Annotated in this window: 13 protein-coding genes; 7 read left to right on the plus strand and 6 right to left on the minus strand. The window is 43.1% G+C overall.

The window, feature by feature from the left end; all coding sequences use genetic code 11:
• Positions 1–29: 29 nt before the first annotated feature.
• A complete protein-coding gene (locus QUA43_RS27615; RefSeq protein ID WP_333378534.1) occupies positions 30–443 on the minus strand; it encodes a transposase in 414 nt (137 codons plus the stop codon).
• Between the two features lie 516 nt (positions 444–959).
• On the opposite strand from QUA43_RS27615, the gene QUA43_RS27620 reads away from it, so the two are divergent.
• Entirely contained in the window at positions 960–1,373 is a 414-nt protein-coding gene (locus tag QUA43_RS27620) for an ISAs1 family transposase (RefSeq protein ID WP_333378537.1), read from the plus strand.
• A gap of 331 nt (positions 1,374–1,704) precedes the next feature.
• On the opposite strand, the gene ffh is transcribed toward QUA43_RS27620, so the two are convergent.
• Complete coding sequence (gene ffh, locus QUA43_RS27625) at positions 1,705–3,153, minus strand: signal recognition particle protein (RefSeq protein WP_333309173.1); 1,449 nt, start codon at positions 3,151–3,153, stop codon at positions 1,705–1,707.
• A gap of 225 nt (positions 3,154–3,378) precedes the next feature.
• Between ffh and QUA43_RS27630 the strand changes: the two genes are divergently transcribed.
• Both QUA43_RS27630 and QUA43_RS27635 read left to right on the plus strand, forming a co-directional pair.
• Positions 3,379–3,603, plus strand: coding sequence for a type II toxin-antitoxin system HicA family toxin (locus QUA43_RS27630; protein WP_333208346.1), 225 nt, complete (start codon positions 3,379–3,381; stop codon positions 3,601–3,603).
• Positions 3,600–3,827 carry a type II toxin-antitoxin system HicB family antitoxin gene (locus tag QUA43_RS27635; RefSeq protein WP_333378491.1) on the plus strand — a complete coding sequence of 76 codons (228 nt, stop codon included), beginning with the start codon at positions 3,600–3,602 and terminating at the stop codon, positions 3,825–3,827. The genes QUA43_RS27630 and QUA43_RS27635 overlap by 4 nt, the downstream gene beginning before the upstream one ends.
• A 93-nt stretch (positions 3,828–3,920) precedes the next feature.
• Here the strand turns inward: QUA43_RS27635 and QUA43_RS27640 are convergent, their stop codons facing one another.
• On the minus strand, positions 3,921–5,357 hold the full coding sequence (locus tag QUA43_RS27640) for an NB-ARC domain-containing protein (RefSeq protein ID WP_333378494.1): 1,437 nt from the start codon (positions 5,355–5,357) through the stop codon (positions 3,921–3,923).
• Between the two features lie 695 nt (positions 5,358–6,052).
• Here QUA43_RS27640 and QUA43_RS27645 point away from each other — a divergent pair.
• Positions 6,053–6,832, plus strand: a complete 780-nt coding sequence (locus QUA43_RS27645; RefSeq protein ID WP_333378497.1) for a Tat pathway signal protein — start codon at positions 6,053–6,055, stop codon at positions 6,830–6,832.
• A 173-nt stretch (positions 6,833–7,005) separates the two neighbouring features.
• Here QUA43_RS27645 and QUA43_RS27650 read toward each other — a convergent pair whose 3' ends face one another.
• The 3 genes from QUA43_RS27650 to QUA43_RS27660 form a co-directional block, all read right to left on the minus strand.
• Positions 7,006–8,502 (minus strand): tetratricopeptide repeat-containing serine protease family protein, encoded by a 1,497-nt coding sequence (locus QUA43_RS27650; RefSeq protein ID WP_333378500.1) that lies wholly within the window; start codon positions 8,500–8,502, stop codon positions 7,006–7,008.
• Between the two features lie 182 nt (positions 8,503–8,684).
• Positions 8,685–9,290 (minus strand): Uma2 family endonuclease, encoded by a 606-nt coding sequence (locus QUA43_RS27655; protein WP_333378503.1) that lies wholly within the window; start codon positions 9,288–9,290, stop codon positions 8,685–8,687.
• Positions 9,291–9,483: 193 nt separating this feature from the next.
• Entirely contained in the window at positions 9,484–10,266 is a 783-nt protein-coding gene (locus QUA43_RS27660) for a calcium-binding protein (RefSeq protein ID WP_333378505.1), read from the minus strand.
• Between the two features lie 630 nt (positions 10,267–10,896).
• Between QUA43_RS27660 and QUA43_RS27665 the strand changes: the two genes are divergently transcribed.
• From QUA43_RS27665 to QUA43_RS27675, 3 genes are all read left to right on the plus strand, one after another.
• Positions 10,897–13,281 (plus strand): GAF domain-containing protein, encoded by a 2,385-nt coding sequence (locus tag QUA43_RS27665; protein ID WP_333378508.1) that lies wholly within the window; start codon positions 10,897–10,899, stop codon positions 13,279–13,281.
• Between the two features lie 313 nt (positions 13,282–13,594).
• The gene (locus QUA43_RS27670) at positions 13,595–19,054 is read left to right on the plus strand and encodes an AAA family ATPase (protein WP_333378511.1); all 5,460 of its coding nucleotides are present in this window, start codon (positions 13,595–13,597) and stop codon (positions 19,052–19,054) included.
• 267 nt (positions 19,055–19,321) lie between these two features.
• Positions 19,322–19,759 carry a hypothetical protein gene (locus QUA43_RS27675; protein WP_333237432.1) on the plus strand — a complete coding sequence of 146 codons (438 nt, stop codon included), beginning with the start codon at positions 19,322–19,324 and terminating at the stop codon, positions 19,757–19,759.
• Positions 19,760–19,797: the final 38 nt, after the last annotated feature.

Below are 19,797 nucleotides of genomic sequence, written 5' to 3' on the forward strand. Positions count from 1 at the left end.
ATTTTTATTTAACGATTTTACTAGCTTTTTCATTTTAACCCTTTTTTGACATATTCGCAAAAGTGAGATGCACCCCATCTATTTTTGTAGTTTTCAAAATTCCTAAAGCCATAGGCAGAACGTTTTATTAACTTAAGCTTGTTGTTAACACCTTCAACAATACCACTTGTTGTCCTATTATCAAAGTAAGCAATTATCTCGTCAAACCAATTAGTAATAGTCTTCACGGCATCTGGAAAATATTGTTGAGCTCTTTTCTGCCAGATACCAATTCTCAACAATGCCCTCAACCAATTTGTTTTTTTGTTTTCAAATATTTGTCGGGATTTTTCTTTTAGTTTAGGCATCTCTGCAAGATTTGGACACACTTTTTTAACCTCTATTAATTTGATAGTTTGCTTTTTATTTAATTTCTTTATCCTTTGATAAATAATATTTACTATCGTTTATTACCTCTAATATTTCTTGATATTCTGCTGCTTTTTTGGACAATTTTGAGGTGTTATTTAAATCTATTACTTGCCTGATTTAGCGCTTTCTTTGTGTATCTAACTCCTGAGTTCTGTTATAACTTTAGTACCCTTTTTTGTGTTAATGACTGTAATTAGCTCTCAAAAACCAAGAGTGAATATTGATAGTTAACAATTAAACTAGCCCCAATGTCAAGCCTGACAAGGACTTGATTGATATTTTGACATATTTTTTCCATTTTTTTGACTGATTTAGCTATTGATTTAGCATACCAAGTAAGGAAGAACCACAATTAATTGATGATGTTTCTTCCGCTCAATTCTTGGATATTCTAAGTCGGCAAAATGGTCGGCGAGGGTGATTTTAGGTTGGAGTTTCATACAGGTAAACCCTAATTAAATGTTTTGTAGTTACTCAATAATTCTTCTCCAATATACTAGATTCTGTTAACATAAAATTTAGATTCGTTCGCCCTGGCTAAACACATAATTGCGATCGAGAGAATGGGCAGTCGATGGCAAGGCAAAAAAAATCGCCGCCGATTGGTAGATTTTCACGAATCACACTATTATTTAAGTAGTTTGGATTGGTCGGCAAATCAATTTGCTGAGGCTATTCAAGGACACTGGTTGATTGAAAATCGCCTCCATTGGGTTAAAGACGTGACTTTAAATGAGGATAACTGTATTCATCGTGGTGGTAATGCACCTGCTAACTGGGCAATGGTTAGGCAGTTTTTAGTCTCTTTAGCTAGGATAATTGGTACGAATACTCTTCCACAAGCTTTAAGATTTATGGCTAACCAACTTGAAAAACTTAGCGAGTTGCTTTTCGGTTTTTGTGCTCGTGACAAACCAGTTAAATCCTTCGCGATTGCATTAGCAAATAGTCCAATTCCTTAATTTATTGTTACGACAATAAACCCACCCTGCCTCAACCAGCATATGTGCCAGTTGGGGGTGCGGAATGTGGGTTTAATTACAGGCTTTTTCACGTATAAACTGGAAACAAGAAAAGAGTCAAAGTTTGATATTACTTACATATTCCACCAATACTAATAAAGGAATCTTGGTCTGGGTGGCGGCGGGTTTACGATATTATCGGTTTTAGGCCATTATTGTTGGTGAAACCCGCCCTACAAATTTTTTACAATGGTGCAATCTATCTCTGGGGGCGGGTTTACGATATTATCGGTTTTAGGCCATTATTGTTGGTGAAACCCGCCCCTAATTTTTACAACTGTCCGAAACCTTTTTTTGGCTTATCTTTTTTCTTTTTCTTCTTCTGCTGGGCACCCATATAGCCGCGGGAACCGGGCTGCATTCCGGGGCCACCCATTCCCGGCATTCCCGGCATTCCCGGCAATCCTCCCATTCCTGTAAAGTTGCCTTGACTCATTTGCTGCATCATTGTACGCATTTTCTGGAAATCGCTCACCAGCTTAGTTACGTCGTTTTCAGCGTAGCCGGCGCCTTTGCCGATGCGGCGACGACGGGATGGAGAACTTGCTAAAAGTTCGGGATTGCGGCGTTCTTCAACTGTCATCGAATTAATCATGGCTTCGGTGCGTTTTAGCTGCACTTCTCCCTGCCGCATTTGTTCGTCTGAGAGTTTGTTCATCCCCGGAATCATTTTCATGATGCCGCCGAGGGAACCCATGTTTTTTAACAGTCTGGTTTGTTTGAGAAAGTCGGTAAAGTCAAACTTTGCCGTGAGCATTTTCTCTTGCATTTTCTCGGCGTCGGCGATGTCAAATTCTTCTTGCGCTCTTTCTACTAGCGTCAAGACATCGCCCATGCCTAGTATTCTCGATGCCATGCGATCGGGATAAAATGGTTGCAAAGCTTCCACTTTTTCGCCGACGCCAACAAATTTAATCGGCGCGCCGGATATTTGCCGCACGGATAAGGCTGCACCGCCGCGGCTGTCGCCGTCTAATTTGGTTAAGATTGCGCCGGTAATGCCGATTTGTTCGTGAAAGGTGCGGGTTAAATTTGCTGCTTCTTGGCCGGTCATGGCATCAACAACTAACAGCGTTTCGTGGGGTTGTACTGTTTGTTTGATGCGGCCCAATTCTGCCATCATGTCTTGGTCGATTTGCAGGCGGCCTGCTGTATCGACGATGATGGTATCGATGCCGATTTGTTTGCCGTGTTCGATGCCTTGGCGGGCAATTTCTACGGGGTCAATGTCTTTGCCTAATTCAAATACGGGTACGTCGATTTGTTTGCCGAGGGTTAGCAATTGGTCGATCGCGGCTGGTCGATAAATGTCGGTTGCGACTAGCAGTGCGGTACGATTTTGTTTGCGGAGGTGCAGCGCTAGTTTGGCGGTAGCTGTGGTTTTACCGGTTCCTTGCAAACCTGCCATCAGGATGACTGTGGGCCCGGATTCGGCGGTGGCGAGGGGTACGTTGGTTTCCCCCATGACGCGCACGAGTTCGTCGTGGACGATTTTAATGAATTGTTGGTCGGGACGGACGCCTGAGACGACTTCTGCGCCTTGTGCTTTTGCCGCTACCTCTCCGATGAAGTTTTTGACGACTTGGAGGTTGACATCGGCTTCCAGGAGGGCGCGGCGGACTTCTTTGAGCGCGTCTTGGATGTTGGACTCGGAGATTTTATTTTGTCCGCGCAGTTTTTTCCAGGTGGATTCGAGTCGATCGGCAAGGGCTTCAAACATAGGGCAATTTAGGCTAGTCAGTATTTTTAATTTTAGGCTAAATGGGAGTTTTTGGATTGGGGTTTTGCTGAAAGTTGAATGTTTTTATTTTCTAACCGCTGAGGAACGCGGATTGATGCTGAAACTACTTCAAATTCATGTAGTAGGGTACGTTTTGACAAACCCTACTTTCTGGAATAGGATTAAAGTATTTCCGTCACCTTGCCACAATTTTAATGTCTGCTTATGCCCAAAAAGATTCGAGAACTCAAAAGCCTGCTACTAAAAGCTGGGTTTACTTATCGTTCGGCAAAAGGCAGCCATACAAGATGGGTTCATCCTTTACTACCTAATGAACCAATTACTATTGCTGGAAATGATGGCGATGATGCGAAACTGTATTTAGAGAGAGAAGTTAATCGAAAAATTGGAATATTGAAAGCAATTGAAGAAGAGGAACCTGAATCATGAAATTACCTTATATAATTGTTATTCAATGGTCGGATGAAGATAACTGCTACCTAGTTCACTTACCTGATTTTCCATCTCAGCAGTTCCACACTCATGGAGATACCTACGAAGAAGCTTTGCAGAATGGAGTAGAGGTATTAGAGCTTTTAGTTGAAGAATATCAGGTAGATGGTAAATCTCTCCCAGAACCTAAAACTCTAGTAGAAAACTTGCTGTTTGCTTGATTATTGATTTGAAGCGATATCACTTCCCAAAAAAACAGGCAATCGCTCTTTTATCTAGAAGGGCGATGGTTTTTATAGTTGGATGTTTTGAAGTTATTTGATGTTGGTTTTTATGTATTCTGCGATCGCCGGTTGGACTGTGAAGATGGCGCGATCGCCTTTTTGGACTTTTTCGATTAATAACCTCCGTCTCAAGGATTCGACGGCTTTGAGGAAGTCTGAAGGGGATAATTCCAGAAGGGCTGGTTTTTGGGATATTTCGACTGCTTTGTTTTGATTGGTCAACCAGGACATTACTTGTTTTTCGGAGTCTGACAAGCGCTGAAAATGTTGGTGCAATAAATATTCTAAGTCTCCTAAAACTAGGCTATCATAGGATAAAAATTCATAAATATTGCCGCTAAACAAGTCTTGAATAGCAGCAGCTACTGTATTTAACCACAAGGGATTTCCTCGGTAAAGGTCTATCAATTCTGACCATTTTTCAGATTCGGCTATGCCTTTTTCTGTGAATATTTCTCGCGCTGCTTCGCCTAAACCATTGAGTTGCAATGTTTGACAATTTTTCGGGTGGCTTTCTAATGCTGCAATTTCTCTGGGTTTTTCCCAACTAATCAAAACTAAGCAACTGTTGTGGCATGATTCTGCTATTTGTTTGAAGAAAGTGCCATAGTTTTCATAGCCTTGTTTGTAGTTTCCTGCTAGTTGTTGGCTGCTGAAAATTGTTTGCACATCATCGAGGATGATGAGACAGCGGTGCGATCGCAAATAGTTGATTACCCCCCCCAACCCCCCCTTGCTAAGGGGGGGAGACGGAGGTTGAATATCTTCGCCCCCCCTTGATAAGGGGGGGTTGGGGGGGTTAGTTTCTTGCTGCTGCGATAGGAATTGAATTAAGTCGGTTTGGAGTGTTTGGAGGGGTGGCGCGTCGCGGAGGCTTCGCCAGATGATGCAGTCAAATTCATATTGAATGTGTTGGATTAGTTGCAGGGCAATCGCACTTTTGCCACTTCCGCTTAATCCTAAGATGCTGATGAGACGGGTGCGGTTTTCCAAAATCCATTGTTTGAGGGTGGTGAGTTCGGATGTGCGATCGTAAAATGTCGAGATTTCTGGTGCGTCGTCTAAGTCGATGCGGGGCTGTTTTGCTATTGGTTGGGGGTTTTGAGGTGTTTTGGGCGATCGGGCTTTTTCATGACAAATGTTAACGTTATGATTAACAGTTATATTCTCGCCTGTTACATTTTCAACAATAGCCAATTGATAATTATAAAAACTTGCCTTTTCTAATACAGTCCTAAAATTGTTTTTAGTAATATTTTTTTTCAATGCCTTAGAAAGTAGTTTCCAAAGTTGTGAACCGACATTTCTGACATGACTTGGACTTGAGTAAACTTCTTGAGCAATTTGCGTGTAAGTTATGTCTTGTAAAGTTCCCCGCAAAATAGCTTCTTGCACGTAATCTAAATGCTTTCCCGTCTTAGCAAAAATTAGCTCATCTGCCAGTGTCAAAACTTCGGCAATATCCATAGATTAGGGAGAAGCGGGAGCACTACGCCATTCATTATACCTGACATTTCGTACAATCGTGACATTTTGGATTTTGTCATCTATCTAAAGTCAGGACTTTTCCTACACAGCTCATCCTTTATATTAATTGATTAAGGTATTAGCAGGATATTTATATGAAGCGAGTGCGGTGGCTCAGCGGTTTGTTCTCGGCTGGGGTGTTGTCTTTTAGTTTAGCGACTGTTGGCGCACAGGTGGCGCAGGCCCAGCGGCCAATCCATATACTTGACCTGCAATGTCTTATTACACGGGGTACAATCTCAATTAGTGGTGTGGGTGGGTTAGCTTATTTGTACAGGCGGCCTACAGACATTTCCATAGGCAGACAACTATACACCAGTATTATGAGTGTACGCGAGGCCGGTTGGACTTGTAAACTTCCAGGCGGTCGTGCTTCTCTCCGATTAGAGTATGGAGTTGACGATCAAAGTGAAATTTTACCACCCAAAATAGAAGTTTATGTAGATGGAAATCAAGTAGCTTCTCAGGTGGGAAAGCCTGGGAGGATCAATACAATGCTGGTAGATATTAGTAATGGTAAAAGTTTATCTCTTGATATCTCTTGTTCCACAGCTAAAAATTGTAACAGAAGAATGTACCACTTCTTCAAATTTCAAATTGAGCCGGGGGCAAGCTCTCCAGGGAGTAGATAAATTATGAGTATCAGCCGCCGTCAATTTAATCGGATCGTTATCTGGGGTGGCGCTTCTTTTGCTGCTTCCGCAACATCCGGCATTTTCTTCCCAAAACCTGCCGAAGCTTATGCCCTAGAATTTCCGATTAGTGCCTTATCAGCCGATCGCGTTTTCAACGGTATTCAAAAATATTGTGGAGCACAGCCCATCCCCGGCGTTCTCTCACCAATCGTACAAGGCAATAATAATGTTAGCAGTAAAATAGAACCAGCGGCCGCTAACGCCATTCGCACCGCAGACAAAGAATTTGTTAACCGCAATTTTACTAGCAAAAGAACCGAATTAGCGGTAACTGGCAGCGGTTCTAATTTTGCATCAGATACCAGTCGGCTGTGGGGGCGGCAAAGACAGGATCGAGTCGGCCCGAATGTTGGTTTTGGGTTTGTACAAAAGTGGGAAGATCAATATAGCGATGCCAAAATTTCCGGGCCGACAATGTGCGCTATTCATAACGCTCAACAAGTCTTAGCAGACCAAAGATTAACACCTGCAGAAATCGCGGCTTCTGTATTGCCAACGCGATCGCGATTGGATGATTGGGGTTCTTGGGGAGGGGATGCCGATGCGTCTGCGGGGAGGAATCCCGGTGCTGTTTTTGCTCAATACGATACAGCCGCAGGTACGGTGACATCTCGCTACGATTTAGTTGAACCGGGGCCGAGAGGTTTTGGGCGTGTTGAGTATACTATTGAAGCGGAAGATCAGCCTCGGCGGGTGATTTTGGTGACGGTGAGATTTTAGGGGAAGGATGTAATAATCGGCTCGGATTCGGCGGTTGAAACCGCTTCTTGTCACACGAAGTCCGCCTACGCGGACTGAAGAATTAAATAGATTTTCAGTCCGCGTAGGCGGACTTTGTTTGTGTAGCCCCGAATTCCATTCGGCGGGGCTATTTTTGCAATTTTTGCAATTGGCTATTTTTGCAATTGACCAATCAAATCTAATGCTTTTTGAGCATCTGCATTCATTCCTTGAGCCCTAAATAAACGAGCCGCTTGCTGCAAATCTGCGATCGCCCCTTGTCTATCTCCCATTCTCACCAACGTAATTCCTCGGTTAGCAAAAGCCTTAGCATAACTGGGATTGAGTTGAATTGCTTGAGTGTAATCAGCTAAGGCAGAGCGATCGTTATTGATGCGAAACATCGCTAATCCTCTGTTAAAATAAGTGTTAGCGCGACCGGGATTGATTTGCAGGGCTTGATTGAAATCGTCGATCGCTCCTTTTTGATCGCCCAAGTCCGAAAGTGCTAATCCTCGGTTGTTGTAAGCCGCTGCAAAGTTTCTATCCAAGCGGATGACTTGAGTATAATCTGCGATCGCCCCCGGTTTGTCTCCCATTGCTGACAAAACCAGCCCCCGATTGTAGTAAGCGTCAACATAACCGGCATTTAGGGCGATCGCCTTGCTATAATCAGCGATACTCTTGGGCATTTGTCTCAAATCGAAATAAGCGAGGGCTCGATAGAAATAAGCTTCAGAATAATCGGATTGAGTTTGAATTGCTTGGTTAAAATCGGCAACAGCCCCTGACAAATCTCCCTTGTCAAACCGAGTTAAGCCTCGAACGTAATAAGTCTTAGCATCTTGCGGATTGTTCAGTTTCAGAGGTGCATTAGCGGCGGTTGAAGTATTCACCAAAATAGCAGAACGATTTAAACCTGCATCCGACAATTTAGCTATAAAAGTGTTAATAGGAATCGCAGAATTAAAGCCGGTTTTAGTAAACGCTAAACCTGTCATAACTTTTCCGTCTGTGACACGATCGTAATCGCGATCGCCTTCTCCGTGAATTCCAACAACACGCCCTTCCCCATCAAATACAGGCCCTCCGCTCATTCCCCCTTTCGTGACAGCATTGTAACGCAAAGTATAACCTTGGGGATGATTCGGGAGACGGCTGGTAACATAACCCGGTACAAACTCAAAATTGCGATCTGGTTGGTATTGTCTGCTAGCGGGAATACCGGGATAACCAAACACAAAAATTTCTGTTCCAACTGTCGCTTGTTCGGAATCGCCTAAAGTTATAACAGGATAAGATTCCGTACTGTTAAATGTTACGACTGCTAAATCTGGAGCATTCTGGCCTTTCTGCAATAATACACTACGGGTTACTGGATAGTCTTTTCCCCTATGACTGCGAATCGTATAGGTAGCTTTAGTATCATCAACAACATGGTTAGCTGTCAGGACAGTGTAGGTTGTACCTTGTTTAGCAATAATAAATCCTGTACCTAGACCAGTTGTTCCATTAATTTGAACGGTGGCAGAAATCGCTAATTTGGCAATTTCTTGGGGATTTTTTGCGAAAACTGGTGCTGCTGCTGCAAAAACAACTATTCCTGCTACCGTTACTGTTCCTGCTAGGATGCTGGCAAGGGAATCTAAGCGCGAATAATCCCTATTCATAGGTGATTGCTGAAGAGTAAGATTTTTTATACTCCGAATAGTATAGATTAAAATAAAATTTCTGAAAAGCCGAAACCCTGATGTTTTCAGATGATTTCGATTTTTATGACATTTCGTACATTTCGTATATTTCCGCCATTGCCGGCATTACTAGGCCATATTTTACTTGTATATCTTCTAGGTTAACCAGCTTGAACTGCATCCCGAAACACTTTCAAAGCTTCTTTTTCTTCGGACATTTGCAGGCATTTTCCCAGCAATTCTAGATCCAAATCTGGCAACAGCATACTCCGATAAACGCGATCGTAACCCTCCGAGTTCAGTTGGTAAATCGAAAATACTCCGTCTTCCCAAAACCAAACTTCCGCTACGTTAAATCTGCGGTAGTATTCCAGCTTGTTGATAGTTCCGCTAGTGAAAACAACTTCGATCGCCAAATCGGGTGTTTCTCGCTGCCGCCGGTCTTCGCCAAAGTAGTAAGATAAATCTGGTTCCTTACTGCTGCCTTTTGCTTCCCCTTGGAGTGTAGCGCTACCCGTCGGTCTAAAACTAATATCTTTTTCTAAAAAAAACTGACCTAGCATTCCTGCCATCAGATATTTAATGATTTCATGCTTCGACGAACGTGTCATAATTTCCACATATCCGTCGAGGTAAGACAAGCGAACACTGCGAGTGTACTCTAGCAAGAAATCCAAAGCTTTGAACTGTTCCCAAGTCATTGATAGCGGCAAAATCAACCGCTGTTCCGGGAGTGCAGTTAATCTGGGGTGAGTGGCAATGGTCATATATACTTTCCCAGAGTTTGAATTTCTACTTTTAGATTAGCCTAAAAAATATTTAAAGGGAGAACTGTTTTAATATAATTTTTGTAAAGTAGGGTTGCGTATAGATTAATTGCCCGCTATCTGTAGGGACACGGCACTGCCGTGTCCCCTACCCAGAACTAACTCTATTGCCCGTCTAATTCTCTACAAATAACTAAGCCAAAAACTGGAATTGAGAACCGTTAACTGCCAAAGCAAAAGGACTTGCCTGTTCAAATGCACCGACAAGTTCAAAGTTATCCGCATCTAAAATCACCCCCAAAATCCGTCCGTCTCTTCGATTGAAAACCACCATATCATCAATAATTCCGTCGTTGTCGTAACCGATCAGATTGTCGTCAGTGAAGAGGAGGTCTAGTTCTGTTAAACCGTCCGTCAAACCGATGCGATCGCCCTGGTCAAAGTTAAAATCGGTAATGACATCTGCTCCATTTATACCAAATGCTTCATCGTTGCTTCTGAGCACGAATATGTCAGCACCCGATCCTCCCGTGAGCACGTCAACTCCCCGATCGCCCGCTAAGAAATCGTTGCCCTCATTGCCGTCTAAATCGTCGTCTCCTTGCCCTCCCCGGAGGATATCGTTCCCGAACCCTCCAAAGATAATATCATTTCCGGCGTCGCCCCTAACTAGGTCGTTGCCATCATTTCCATCCAGGCGATCGTTATCTTTCCCACCGTAAATTATGTCATTTCCGCCGCCACCACCGATAATATCATTGCCGTTATTTCCTAACAGACGTTCGTTGGAATCCGACGAACCTCCTATAGTATCGTTGCCGTCGAGTCCCCAAACTCCCCAAGGAAAAGACGACAAATTTCCATCCGCTACGTCAATCTCATCTGGTGTAGCGAAGGCCAAAAGACGTGGCCCGCCCCCAGCAAATACAGGAAATCCCGTCAGGTCGCCGATGAGATTGTTAACCGTTAAAGCCATAATTCTGTCCTTTCAAAAATCCTGTTAGCTGTATTATACATTTTAATTATTCCCTTGCCAAATAGCAAGGATGTTTGGATTTTGGTAGCAACTTTTATTTCCTCAATTAATGACAAGCAATCTGCTGGTTTATATAGCAATCCTCAATCATTTGTGAATTTCTTACTCCCTCCCCTTGATAAGGGGAGGGTTGGGGTGAGTAAAAAGTTTACGGCTCATTTAGGATTGTTATAGTCAATTACAACTACCAATACTTTGGCTACGCGATCGTATAAGTTACCAATTCCCAATTCCCAATTACCAGGGCTGTGCTTCATTCAACTCAAACCGGCTATAGATGTCGCGTCTGAGTCAAATAGCATTAGTTGCTGACACTATCCGCTACAGTCTACCGCTTATAATGGGTGTTACCCCCCAGGCTGTAAACACGTTAATATCACCTATAACGTCGAGACTGAGAGGTTGTTTGTGAATAAAAGTAAAAGTCCCTGGGCCCATCGTCCGAGAAAAAACCCAGTTTCCGATACCCATACACAAACTTTACAAACAGGATCTAAGGTCTTTACAAAGCCATAATCGCCGATCGCTGACATTTTTTGGCAAAATCCACTGCTTTCAGGTGTTTTACTCATGTCTACTCCTAAATCGTCTGCCCATCAAAACAACAACTCCGTAAAATCACTGCCAGCGACAGATATCGTCCCAACAAAGCCAGACAGTAGCAATCTGCCCAGCGAACCAAGTATAGAACAGCTACTGGAAGCTTTGGCGGGCCAAGTACCCAGTCAATCTTCTGAAATTGAACCCTTGAAAACGTGGAAACAAGATTTACAGCGATTGTTTCAATTTCTCGGCGACCGCCGCGTTTTAATCGCAGTAATGCAACCGGGAACTTTTGCCCTGCGGTACGCTAACGCAGCATTTTGCCGCTTGGCCGGTTGGGAGGAAACGTCCTTGGCAACTCAATCTACCAACGGTTTGTTTGCAGAAACCGACATCACTCTGCTGCAACTATTCGAGGATGGGGACGGCAAAACAGCAGAACAATTGTACCGCCGCCACCTTTTGCACTGGGTATTTAAGCAATATTATCAAATTGAAATCGACGGTTTGCGGGTGCTAGAAGAACCTGTCACGGCGAGTGTAAAAAACCCCAAACACCGAGAACCTAGATTTATAGAGTTTTGGCTGGGTTCGGAACAGTTAAAAATTACTCGAATTAACTCAAAAATAGATGAATTTGCGGATGTTTCTTTAAGATTAATGCCTGTTGCAGAACGGGAAGCTTGGCTGATGCAGCCGAATCAACTGGAGAATTTAGCCGATCGATTGCAGTTGGATAATTACCGCGTAGAAGGCTTGCTGCTGCTAGAAGGTTTTGATGTCACAGTACAGGAGCAAATTCGGCGGCTGACTCAGTTATTGATCGATCGAGATTCTATGCTGCGGCCAGACAAATTTGAGAGAATCGATCGGTGTTTGCGATCCCTCTTCAATGCTGACGGCACTTTGCTGCTGCGGCCCGACGACGATCAGGTACAGCTATTAGTTGCAAAAGACGGCCAACATTTGCAGCCGATTCTTTATTCAATGCACTCCCTAGAAGCTTCTCACTTTTTGAAGGCCACAGCAGCCAATCAAGTTTGGAACGTGCCAGACTTGCGTAGGGAGTGCGAAACCGAGTGCGATCGAACTTTGCGGAGAATGGGAACTCGATCAATGCTGCTGGTGCCGCTGGTAGTCAAATCCGTCACCCGTGAGGGGTGCGGGCAGCGGATTTTGGGAGTCGTGGGGCTGTTGTGCGATCGGCCAAACCACTTCAACGGCATTGACGCTCAACACGCCCAAGAACTCATTCCCGCCTTCATTGCAGCCCTGCGGCAAGCCATCCAGGAGCGGTTTACCCACATTCACAACATCCACCCCGCAGTCGAGTGGCGGTTCGCGCAAGAAGCAGAAAGGCGAAGTTGGGGACTGCCTCCAGAAACAATCGTATTTGCTGACGTTCATCCGCTGTACGGAATTTCAGACATTCGCGGTTCTAGCGACGAAAGAAACCGAGCCATTCAAACTGATTTGCTCGAACAATTCCGCTTAGGTTTAGTCATAGCTGATGCCGTTTGCGAAGCACAAACTACTCACCTCGGCGAGCAACTGCGGCTCGACTTGCTCGACTACATCCAGCATTTAAAACAAAAAGTAACAGTCGATATGGAGGTGCGAGCCGCCGAGTATTTAAACGAGCATTTAGAAGTATATTTTGACTATTTTGTGCAGTGTGGGCCCAAGGTTCAGGCAGCCGTTAAAGCTTACCAAGCAGCCTGTGAAAACGAACACAACTGCGTTTACAGCGATCGCAACCGCTACGACCAAATGCTGAACCTAATCAGCACCAAACTCCAAGAAACCTGGGCCCGCTGGCAAGAAAAAATGCAGCAAATTTTGCCCCACTACTGCGACATCGAATGCACCGACGGCATCGATCACATGATTTATGCAGGAAAATCGATCGACCCCACATTCAGCCAGTTTCACCTGCACAGTTTACGGTACGAACAACTGCGAGCTATTTGCGATTGCGGCCGCACAGTTTTTCGCCTGCAAGCCGAGTCTCAAATCAACATGGAACTCGCACATTTAGTCTTAGTGCAGAATACCACGATCGACATTTTTCACAACGAAAACACCGAAAAAATGTTTGATGTCAAAGGCACTCGCGACATCCGCTACGAACTCGTCAAAAAGCGGATCGAAAAAGCCGTTGACAAAGACGCACAAGACCGAATTACCCAGCCAGGAATGTTAACGGTAGTTTATTCAACCGAAGACGAATGGGAAGAGTACCAACAATACTTGCGCTACTTGTCTCGCGAAGGTTGGGTAGAGCCAAAAGTTCAGACCGGCATGGTAGAATCACTGCAAGGAGTCAGCGGTTTAAAATTCGCCCGCGTGCGTATTTTACCTGAACCGGAATCTATTACTACTATCTGTGAAGTTACCGTAGTCAGCGATTGAGAACCCCTGCCCCAAATGCCGTTAAAAAGCGGGAGTGCGTCCGCTCCAATCCTCCTGTGTAAGGCGGAGTGCTTTCGCTGCAACCCCCCCCATTTTTTAGGAGGGAGCGCAAGCATTGGGAACTCACAAACAAGACCGAGATTACATTCATTTAAGATGTTTGTTGACACCCACGATCACTGCCACGTTTTCACTTAGTGTATGTTCCGTGTGATTGGGGATCGCAAAATACACGATCTGAATCACATAAACTCCAGGTAAAGTAGTGTTAATATAATAATGATAATTATATCTCCTAAGTTTAAGTTAAGTTATGTTGACCTTATCAAAATACCAAATCGATTTTACTCTGCACGAAGGCGTCGAAACAATAATTTATCGCGGACAAACACCGACAGACGCGCCCCCAGCAATTCTGAAAGTCCTCAAAGCCGAATATCCCACCCTCGAAGCCATTACCAGGCTCAAGCACGAATATCAAATCCGCAAAAATTTAGACAGCGAACAAATCGTTAAAGCCATCACTCTGGAAACATTTGACCACCGATTAGGAATCGTTTTAGAAGACTTTGGCGGCGAATCCCTCGCAAAACTGCTGGAAAGAGAAACCTTGAGCCTGCCAGCAAATTTAAACATCGCCATCCAAATAGTCAAAGCCTTACAATACCTGCATTTTGAGCAGATTATTCATAAAGATATTAAACCCAGCAACATTATAATTAACTCGCCAACAAAACAAGTAAAACTCACCGACTTTGGCATTGCCACAAAACTCAACAAAGAAAACCCGCAATTTAACAATCCCAACTCAGTCGAAGGCACATTAGCCTATATGTCACCCGAACAAACCGGGAGAATGAACCGCACCCTAGACTACCGCACAGACTTTTATTCCCTTGGTGTCACATTATATGAAATGCTGACTGGAAAATTGCCTTTTCCCAGCAACGACCCCTTAGAAATAGTTTACAGCCACATCGCAGTTCAACCAATATATCCCCATCAAATCAATTCAGAAATACCTGTCGCCATCTCTGAAATAGTGATGAAATTGATGGCAAAAAATGCCGAAGATAGATATCAAAGTGCGTCCGGATTGTTAGCCGACTTAGAAATTTCTTTGCATCAGTTAGAAACCACCGGAAAAATTGCCCACTTCATCCCCGGACGCTTAGATATTCTCAGCCAATTGTTAATCCCCCAAAAATTGTACGGTAGGGAAAACCCGGTTAAGGAATTACTAGCAGCATTTGAACGTGTAAGAGCGGGTTTAGCCAACAATTTGTTAGAAAAACCAGAAACCTTAGAACAAAAGTCGCCCCCATCAGGAACCAGCGAATTAATGCTAGTATCAGGCTACTCAGGCATCGGTAAATCAGCCGTAGTCAACGAAGTTAGCAAACCAATTACCAGGTCAAAAGGTTACTTCATCAGCGGCAAATTTGATCAATTCAAACGCAACATTCCTTATGCCTCATTAATCCAAGCATTTAACTCCTTGCTGCGGCAATTGCTAACAGAAAGTGCACTTTCATTAGAAATATGGCGCACTAAAATTTTAACAGCAGTGGGAACAGACGGTCAAGTAATTGCCGATGTAATTCCAGAAGTTGAATTAATCATCGGCAAACAGCCAGAAGTGCCAGAACTCGCCCCTGTAGAATCGCAAAATCGCTTCAATCGGGTATTCAAAGAATTTATTCGCATTTTCGCGCAAAAAGCACACCCCCTAGTGATTTTTTTAGACGATTTGCAGTGGGCAGATTCAGCAACATTAAAGTTAATGCAAATACTGATAACTGACCCTGACCAGGAATATTTGTTGCTAATCGGTGCCTATCGAGACAATGAAGTTAGTCCGACCCACCCCTTAATTCAGACTGTAGAAGAAATTGAAAAAACTGGTACCATAGTCAACAATATCGTGTTGCAACCGCTGGATTTAGCTAATGTCACTGAATTAATCGCTGAAACACTCAACAGTTGCCCAGAAAAAGTAACAAATTTAGCCGATTTAATCTGGAATAAAACGGGTGGCAATCCTTTTTTCTTGACCCAATTACTCCAAGCACTTTATCAAGACTCTCTTTTGAAATTTGAATTTAATCACATTACAAATGAGGGAAATCAAAGTGACTGGTATTGGAGTATTGATGAAATCCAAGCCATTGGAATCACCGATAAAAGTGTGGTGGAACTGGTAGCTTCTCGCATTGAAAAGCTGCCCGTACCCACGCAAGAAGTGTTGAAGCTAGCAGCTTGCGTGGGAGATAAATTTGCTCTAGATGTGCTGTCACTTGTTAGCGAAAAGTCAGCTAATACTACAGCAACTGAACTTTATTCAGCTTTGCAAGCAGGGTTAATTCTGCCATTGAGCGATGCTTATCGCATTCCTTTAGTTTTCGATCGAGCCGAATCAATTAATCTCAAGTTAGACACTTCGCGGGTTAGTTACAAATTTTTGCACGATCGCGTCCAGCAAGCCGCCTATTCGCTAATTCCCGAAGCTAAAAAGCAATTTACCCATTTAAAAGTCGGTCAATTACTATTACAGAATACTCCCCCAGACAAGCTCGAAGAAAACATCTTTGATATTGTCAATCAGTTGAATGTCGGAATTGACCCGATGATTAGCCAGCCAGTAGAAAAAATTGATTTAGCAAGATTAAATTTAACGGCTGGACGCAAGGCAAAAGCCGCGAGTGCTTATGAAGCTGCTGTTAGGTATTTGCGGGTGGCTATGGAATTATTGCCAGCGGATTGTTGGCAAAGTCAGTATGACTTAACATTAGCAATTTACGAATCAACAGCAGAAGCTGAATACTTAAACATCAACTATGAAGCTTCAAAAAAACTGGTCGATATCGTACTGCAAAAAGCTAACAATTTACTGGAAAAAATTAATGTTTATGAACTTCAAATCCAGTCTTACAATGCTCAAATTAGACTGGTAGAAGCACTAAATACAGGACTGGAAGTGCTGAAACTGTTAGGCATTTCTTTTCCTCAAAACCCCAACGCGCTAAATATTGTGGCGGGACTGATGAAGACAAAACTGAGCTTGGGATTGAAACGAATTGAGGATTTAGCTAACTTGCCAGAAATGACAGATCCCAATCAACAAGCAGCCATGCGGATTTTATCAGGGATTATCAGCACTGCTGTTCAGGGAAAACCCCGCCTGGTACCACTGCTGGCATTTAGGATGGTCAAGCTGTGCATTAAATATGGCAATTCGCCTTATGCAAGTATTGCCTACCTTTATTATGGCGTAGTTATGTGCCGGCTAGGGGACATTAGTTTGGCATACCAATGCGGTCAACTAGCCATTAGGATGCTAGACAAATATCCATCCCGTTCAATGAAAAGTAGAGTTTATACACTCTTGGGTTGTTTTATTCTACACTGGAAAACCGAGCTTAACTCAGGATTAAGCGTTCTCAAGGAAGGTTTTCAAACTGGGATGGAAACTGGAGAATTGGAATATGCGAGTTATTGTATAGGTCAATATTGCTTCAAAAAAATGTCGATAGGAGAGCATCTAGATTTGGTGGATCAGGAGACTGGTAAATATATGAAACTAATGCAGCAATCTCAACTAGAAATGGCTGTACAGTATCTAAGTATAGGCAGGCAGACAACCCTCAATTTGCGCGGTCAAGCTGTCGAACCCTGCCATTTAGTCGGTGATAAATTTAATGAAGTCAAAACGCTCCCCGTTTTAATAGAATCTAAAAACTTTTTTTTAGTGAGTTTGGTTTATCATGCCAAAACTCAGCTTAATTTTATATTCCGAAACTACGCGCAAGCCTTAGAAAATTCAAGGCTATTTGAGAAATATGAAGAAGCCGTAGCCGGATTTTATGTAGTTTCCCTGAATAATTTTTACTCTTCTATAAGTCTTCTCGCTTTGTATCCCCAAGCAGAGAAAGGGGAACAAAAGCAATATCTGAAAAAAGTGCTGCGAAACCAAAAGAAGATGAAAAAATGGGCAGTTGATGCTCCGATGAATTATCAACACAAATACGACTTGGTAGCAGCCGAGAAAGCGCGAGTTTTGGGGCAAAATACCGAAGCCATGGAATTGTACGATCGCGCAATTGATGGAGCAGCCAAAAATGGTTACATTCAAGAGGAAGCATTAGCCTATGAATTAGCCGGAGAATTTTATCAAGCTTTGGGTAAAGAGATAGTTTCTCAAGCATATCTGACTAAAGCCTATTATGGATATATCCATTGGGGAGCCATAGCTAAAGTTAAACACTTAGAATCAACACATCCTTTCTTAGCAGCACAGACGCGCACAACTCCAACCCCAACTCTCGATGTCACCCGCACTGCCACGGGAAATACTACCAGTAGTAGTTTAGGCGATTTATTAGACTTAGCTACTTTTATTAAGTCGGCGCAAGCCATTAACGGTGAAATTGTTCTAGAAAAATTGTTGACCAAATTAATCAAAATTATTTTAGAAAATGCGGCGGCTCAAAAAGTAGTGCTAATGCTGCTGAAAAACGATATCCTCTGCATAGAAGCTACTGGCAGTTTTGCGGAGGATAAAGTGACACTTTTACCGTCTATTCCCGTAGAAAATAGTCAAGATGTACCCCTGTCTGTGATTAATTACGTACAGCGCAGTCAAAAGCATCTGGTTTTAGACAATGCGACTGTCGCTGAACCTTTTAAGGTAGATCCCTACATTCAGAAATATCAACCAAAATCAATTCTCTGTTTGCCGATTATTTATCAATCTCAGCGACGCGGAATAATTTATTTAGAAAATGCTTTGACAGTAGGAGCTTTTACAGCAGAGAGAGTAGAAGTATTCAAAGTGTTAATTTCTCAAGTTGCTATTGCTGTAGAAAATGCTGGTTTGTACGCGCGCGAGAAAGAAAAATCTCAACAGTTAGAAAAATCTTTCAATGAATTGCAACAGGCGCAACTGCAACTTATTCAAAGCGAAAAAATGTCTGCTCTCGGCAACTTGATTGCAGGGGTTGCTCACGAAATTAACAATCCGCTTGGTTTTATTGCGGGCAATCTTGATGCTGCTGCTGAGGGTAGCTTAGATTTGATTGATTACTTGCAACTTTACCAAGAAAAATTTCCTAATCCTGGAGATGAATTAGAGGATAAAGCATCGGAGATTGATTTAGAATATTTGATGGAAGATTTGCCGAAAATGCTTTTATCTATGAAATCAGGTACAGAGCGCATCCGCAATATTAGCACGTCTTTGCGGACTTTTTCCCGTGCTGACAGTGCGAATAAAGTGTCAGCAAATATTCATGAGGGCATCGATAGCACTTTGATGATTTTACAGTATCGTCTGAAAGCTAAAGATACTCGCCCCGCGATTAAAATTATCAAAGAATATGGAGATATCCCGCCCGTTAAATGTTATTTTGGGCAACTGAATCAGGTATTTATGAATTTGCTGGCAAATGCGATCGAGTGTTTTGACGAATTGAATCAGGGTCGCACTTACGCTGAAATTCAAGCTTTACCGAATACGATCGCCATTATCACTCAAGTCTCCGAGGATAACAACAGCGTGGTGATTAAAATCAAAGATAACGGTAAAGGGATGTCATCGGAGGTGAAGTCGAAAATATTTGACCATTTATTTACTACCAAAGGAGTAGGGAAAGGTACGGGTTTGGGGTTGTCTATCAGCAGGCAAATTGTGGAAGAAACCCACGGCGGTAAACTAACTTGCGAATCGGTACTGGGAGAAGGTTCGGAATTTGCGATCGTCCTGCCGCTGAATTAAAATTATGGAACTATGGCGTGTTTTAAAACCCGGAGATCCCCCCTAACCCCCCTTAATAAGGGGGGGACAAGAGCCTGCTCAAAGTCGCCCTTTTTAAGGGGGATTTAGGGGGATCGAGACTCGGATAAAAACAGCACTACACATATATGAAAATTTGTCAATGCCTAATTTTTTCTGAAAAAGTCCGCTGTTCACAGTCTACATTCGGCAGTATGCAGTTACATTATTAGCTAAATGTAATAACTATATTTGATAGGAGTATTTCGAGTGAACGCTGCCGAACAAGCCAAAAATATAGAAGTTGCCAGCAAAATTGCTGCGGTTGTTAATTTATTCAAGTCCGAATTCCCGGATGCAAAAGTCGATTTGAAACCTTGGATGAATGACGAGGATACCAGAGAACTTGTCGATCCAGATTCTATAGACATTGGCTTCCATTTTCCCGGTAGAAGTCGCTTGCTGCAAAGCCGCAGCATTTTGATTCAAATCCGATTTTACCAAGATCCGGTGGAAGGATATCGGCGGGCGATCGGAGTTGAGGCGGCCGGTTACGATCATAGTGGTCAGCAGTGGCACTTTTCTACTGTGGAAAATTGGAATTTTCTCGGCCTAACCGAACCTGCGGTGGAGTCGGCGCAAAAACTCAAAGACTTTTGTCAGCAGATTTTTGATTTGTTTAATCAGTCAATCGATTTTAGATTTTAGATTTTAGATTTTAGATTGAAGGTCAATCGGCGATTGAA

Origin of the sequence: Microcoleus sp. N9_B4 (genome assembly GCF_036701635.1) — a bacterium.
GTDB lineage: Bacteria > Cyanobacteriota > Cyanobacteriia > Cyanobacteriales > Microcoleaceae > Microcoleus.

Bases quoted from the DNA above. Each gene is read 5' to 3' on its own strand.
- QUA43_RS27665 (WP_333378508.1), top strand. From the start codon at position 10,897: ATGTCTACTCCTAAATCGTCTGCCCATCAAAACAACAACTCCGTAAAA.
- QUA43_RS27635 (WP_333378491.1), top strand. From the start codon at position 3,600: ATGAAATTACCTTATATAATTGTTATTCAATGGTCGGATGAAGATAAC.
- QUA43_RS27630 (WP_333208346.1), top strand. From the start codon at position 3,379: ATGCCCAAAAAGATTCGAGAACTCAAAAGCCTGCTACTAAAAGCTGGG.
- QUA43_RS27645 (WP_333378497.1), top strand. From the start codon at position 6,053: ATGAGTATCAGCCGCCGTCAATTTAATCGGATCGTTATCTGGGGTGGC.
- ffh (WP_333309173.1), bottom strand. From the start codon at position 3,153: ATGTTTGAAGCCCTTGCCGATCGACTCGAATCCACCTGGAAAAAACTG.
- QUA43_RS27660 (WP_333378505.1), bottom strand. From the start codon at position 10,266: ATGGCTTTAACGGTTAACAATCTCATCGGCGACCTGACGGGATTTCCT.
- QUA43_RS27655 (WP_333378503.1), bottom strand. From the start codon at position 9,290: ATGACCATTGCCACTCACCCCAGATTAACTGCACTCCCGGAACAGCGG.
- QUA43_RS27640 (WP_333378494.1), bottom strand. From the start codon at position 5,357: ATGGATATTGCCGAAGTTTTGACACTGGCAGATGAGCTAATTTTTGCT.
- QUA43_RS27650 (WP_333378500.1), bottom strand. From the start codon at position 8,502: ATGAATAGGGATTATTCGCGCTTAGATTCCCTTGCCAGCATCCTAGCA.
- QUA43_RS27670 (WP_333378511.1), top strand. From the start codon at position 13,595: ATGTTGACCTTATCAAAATACCAAATCGATTTTACTCTGCACGAAGGC.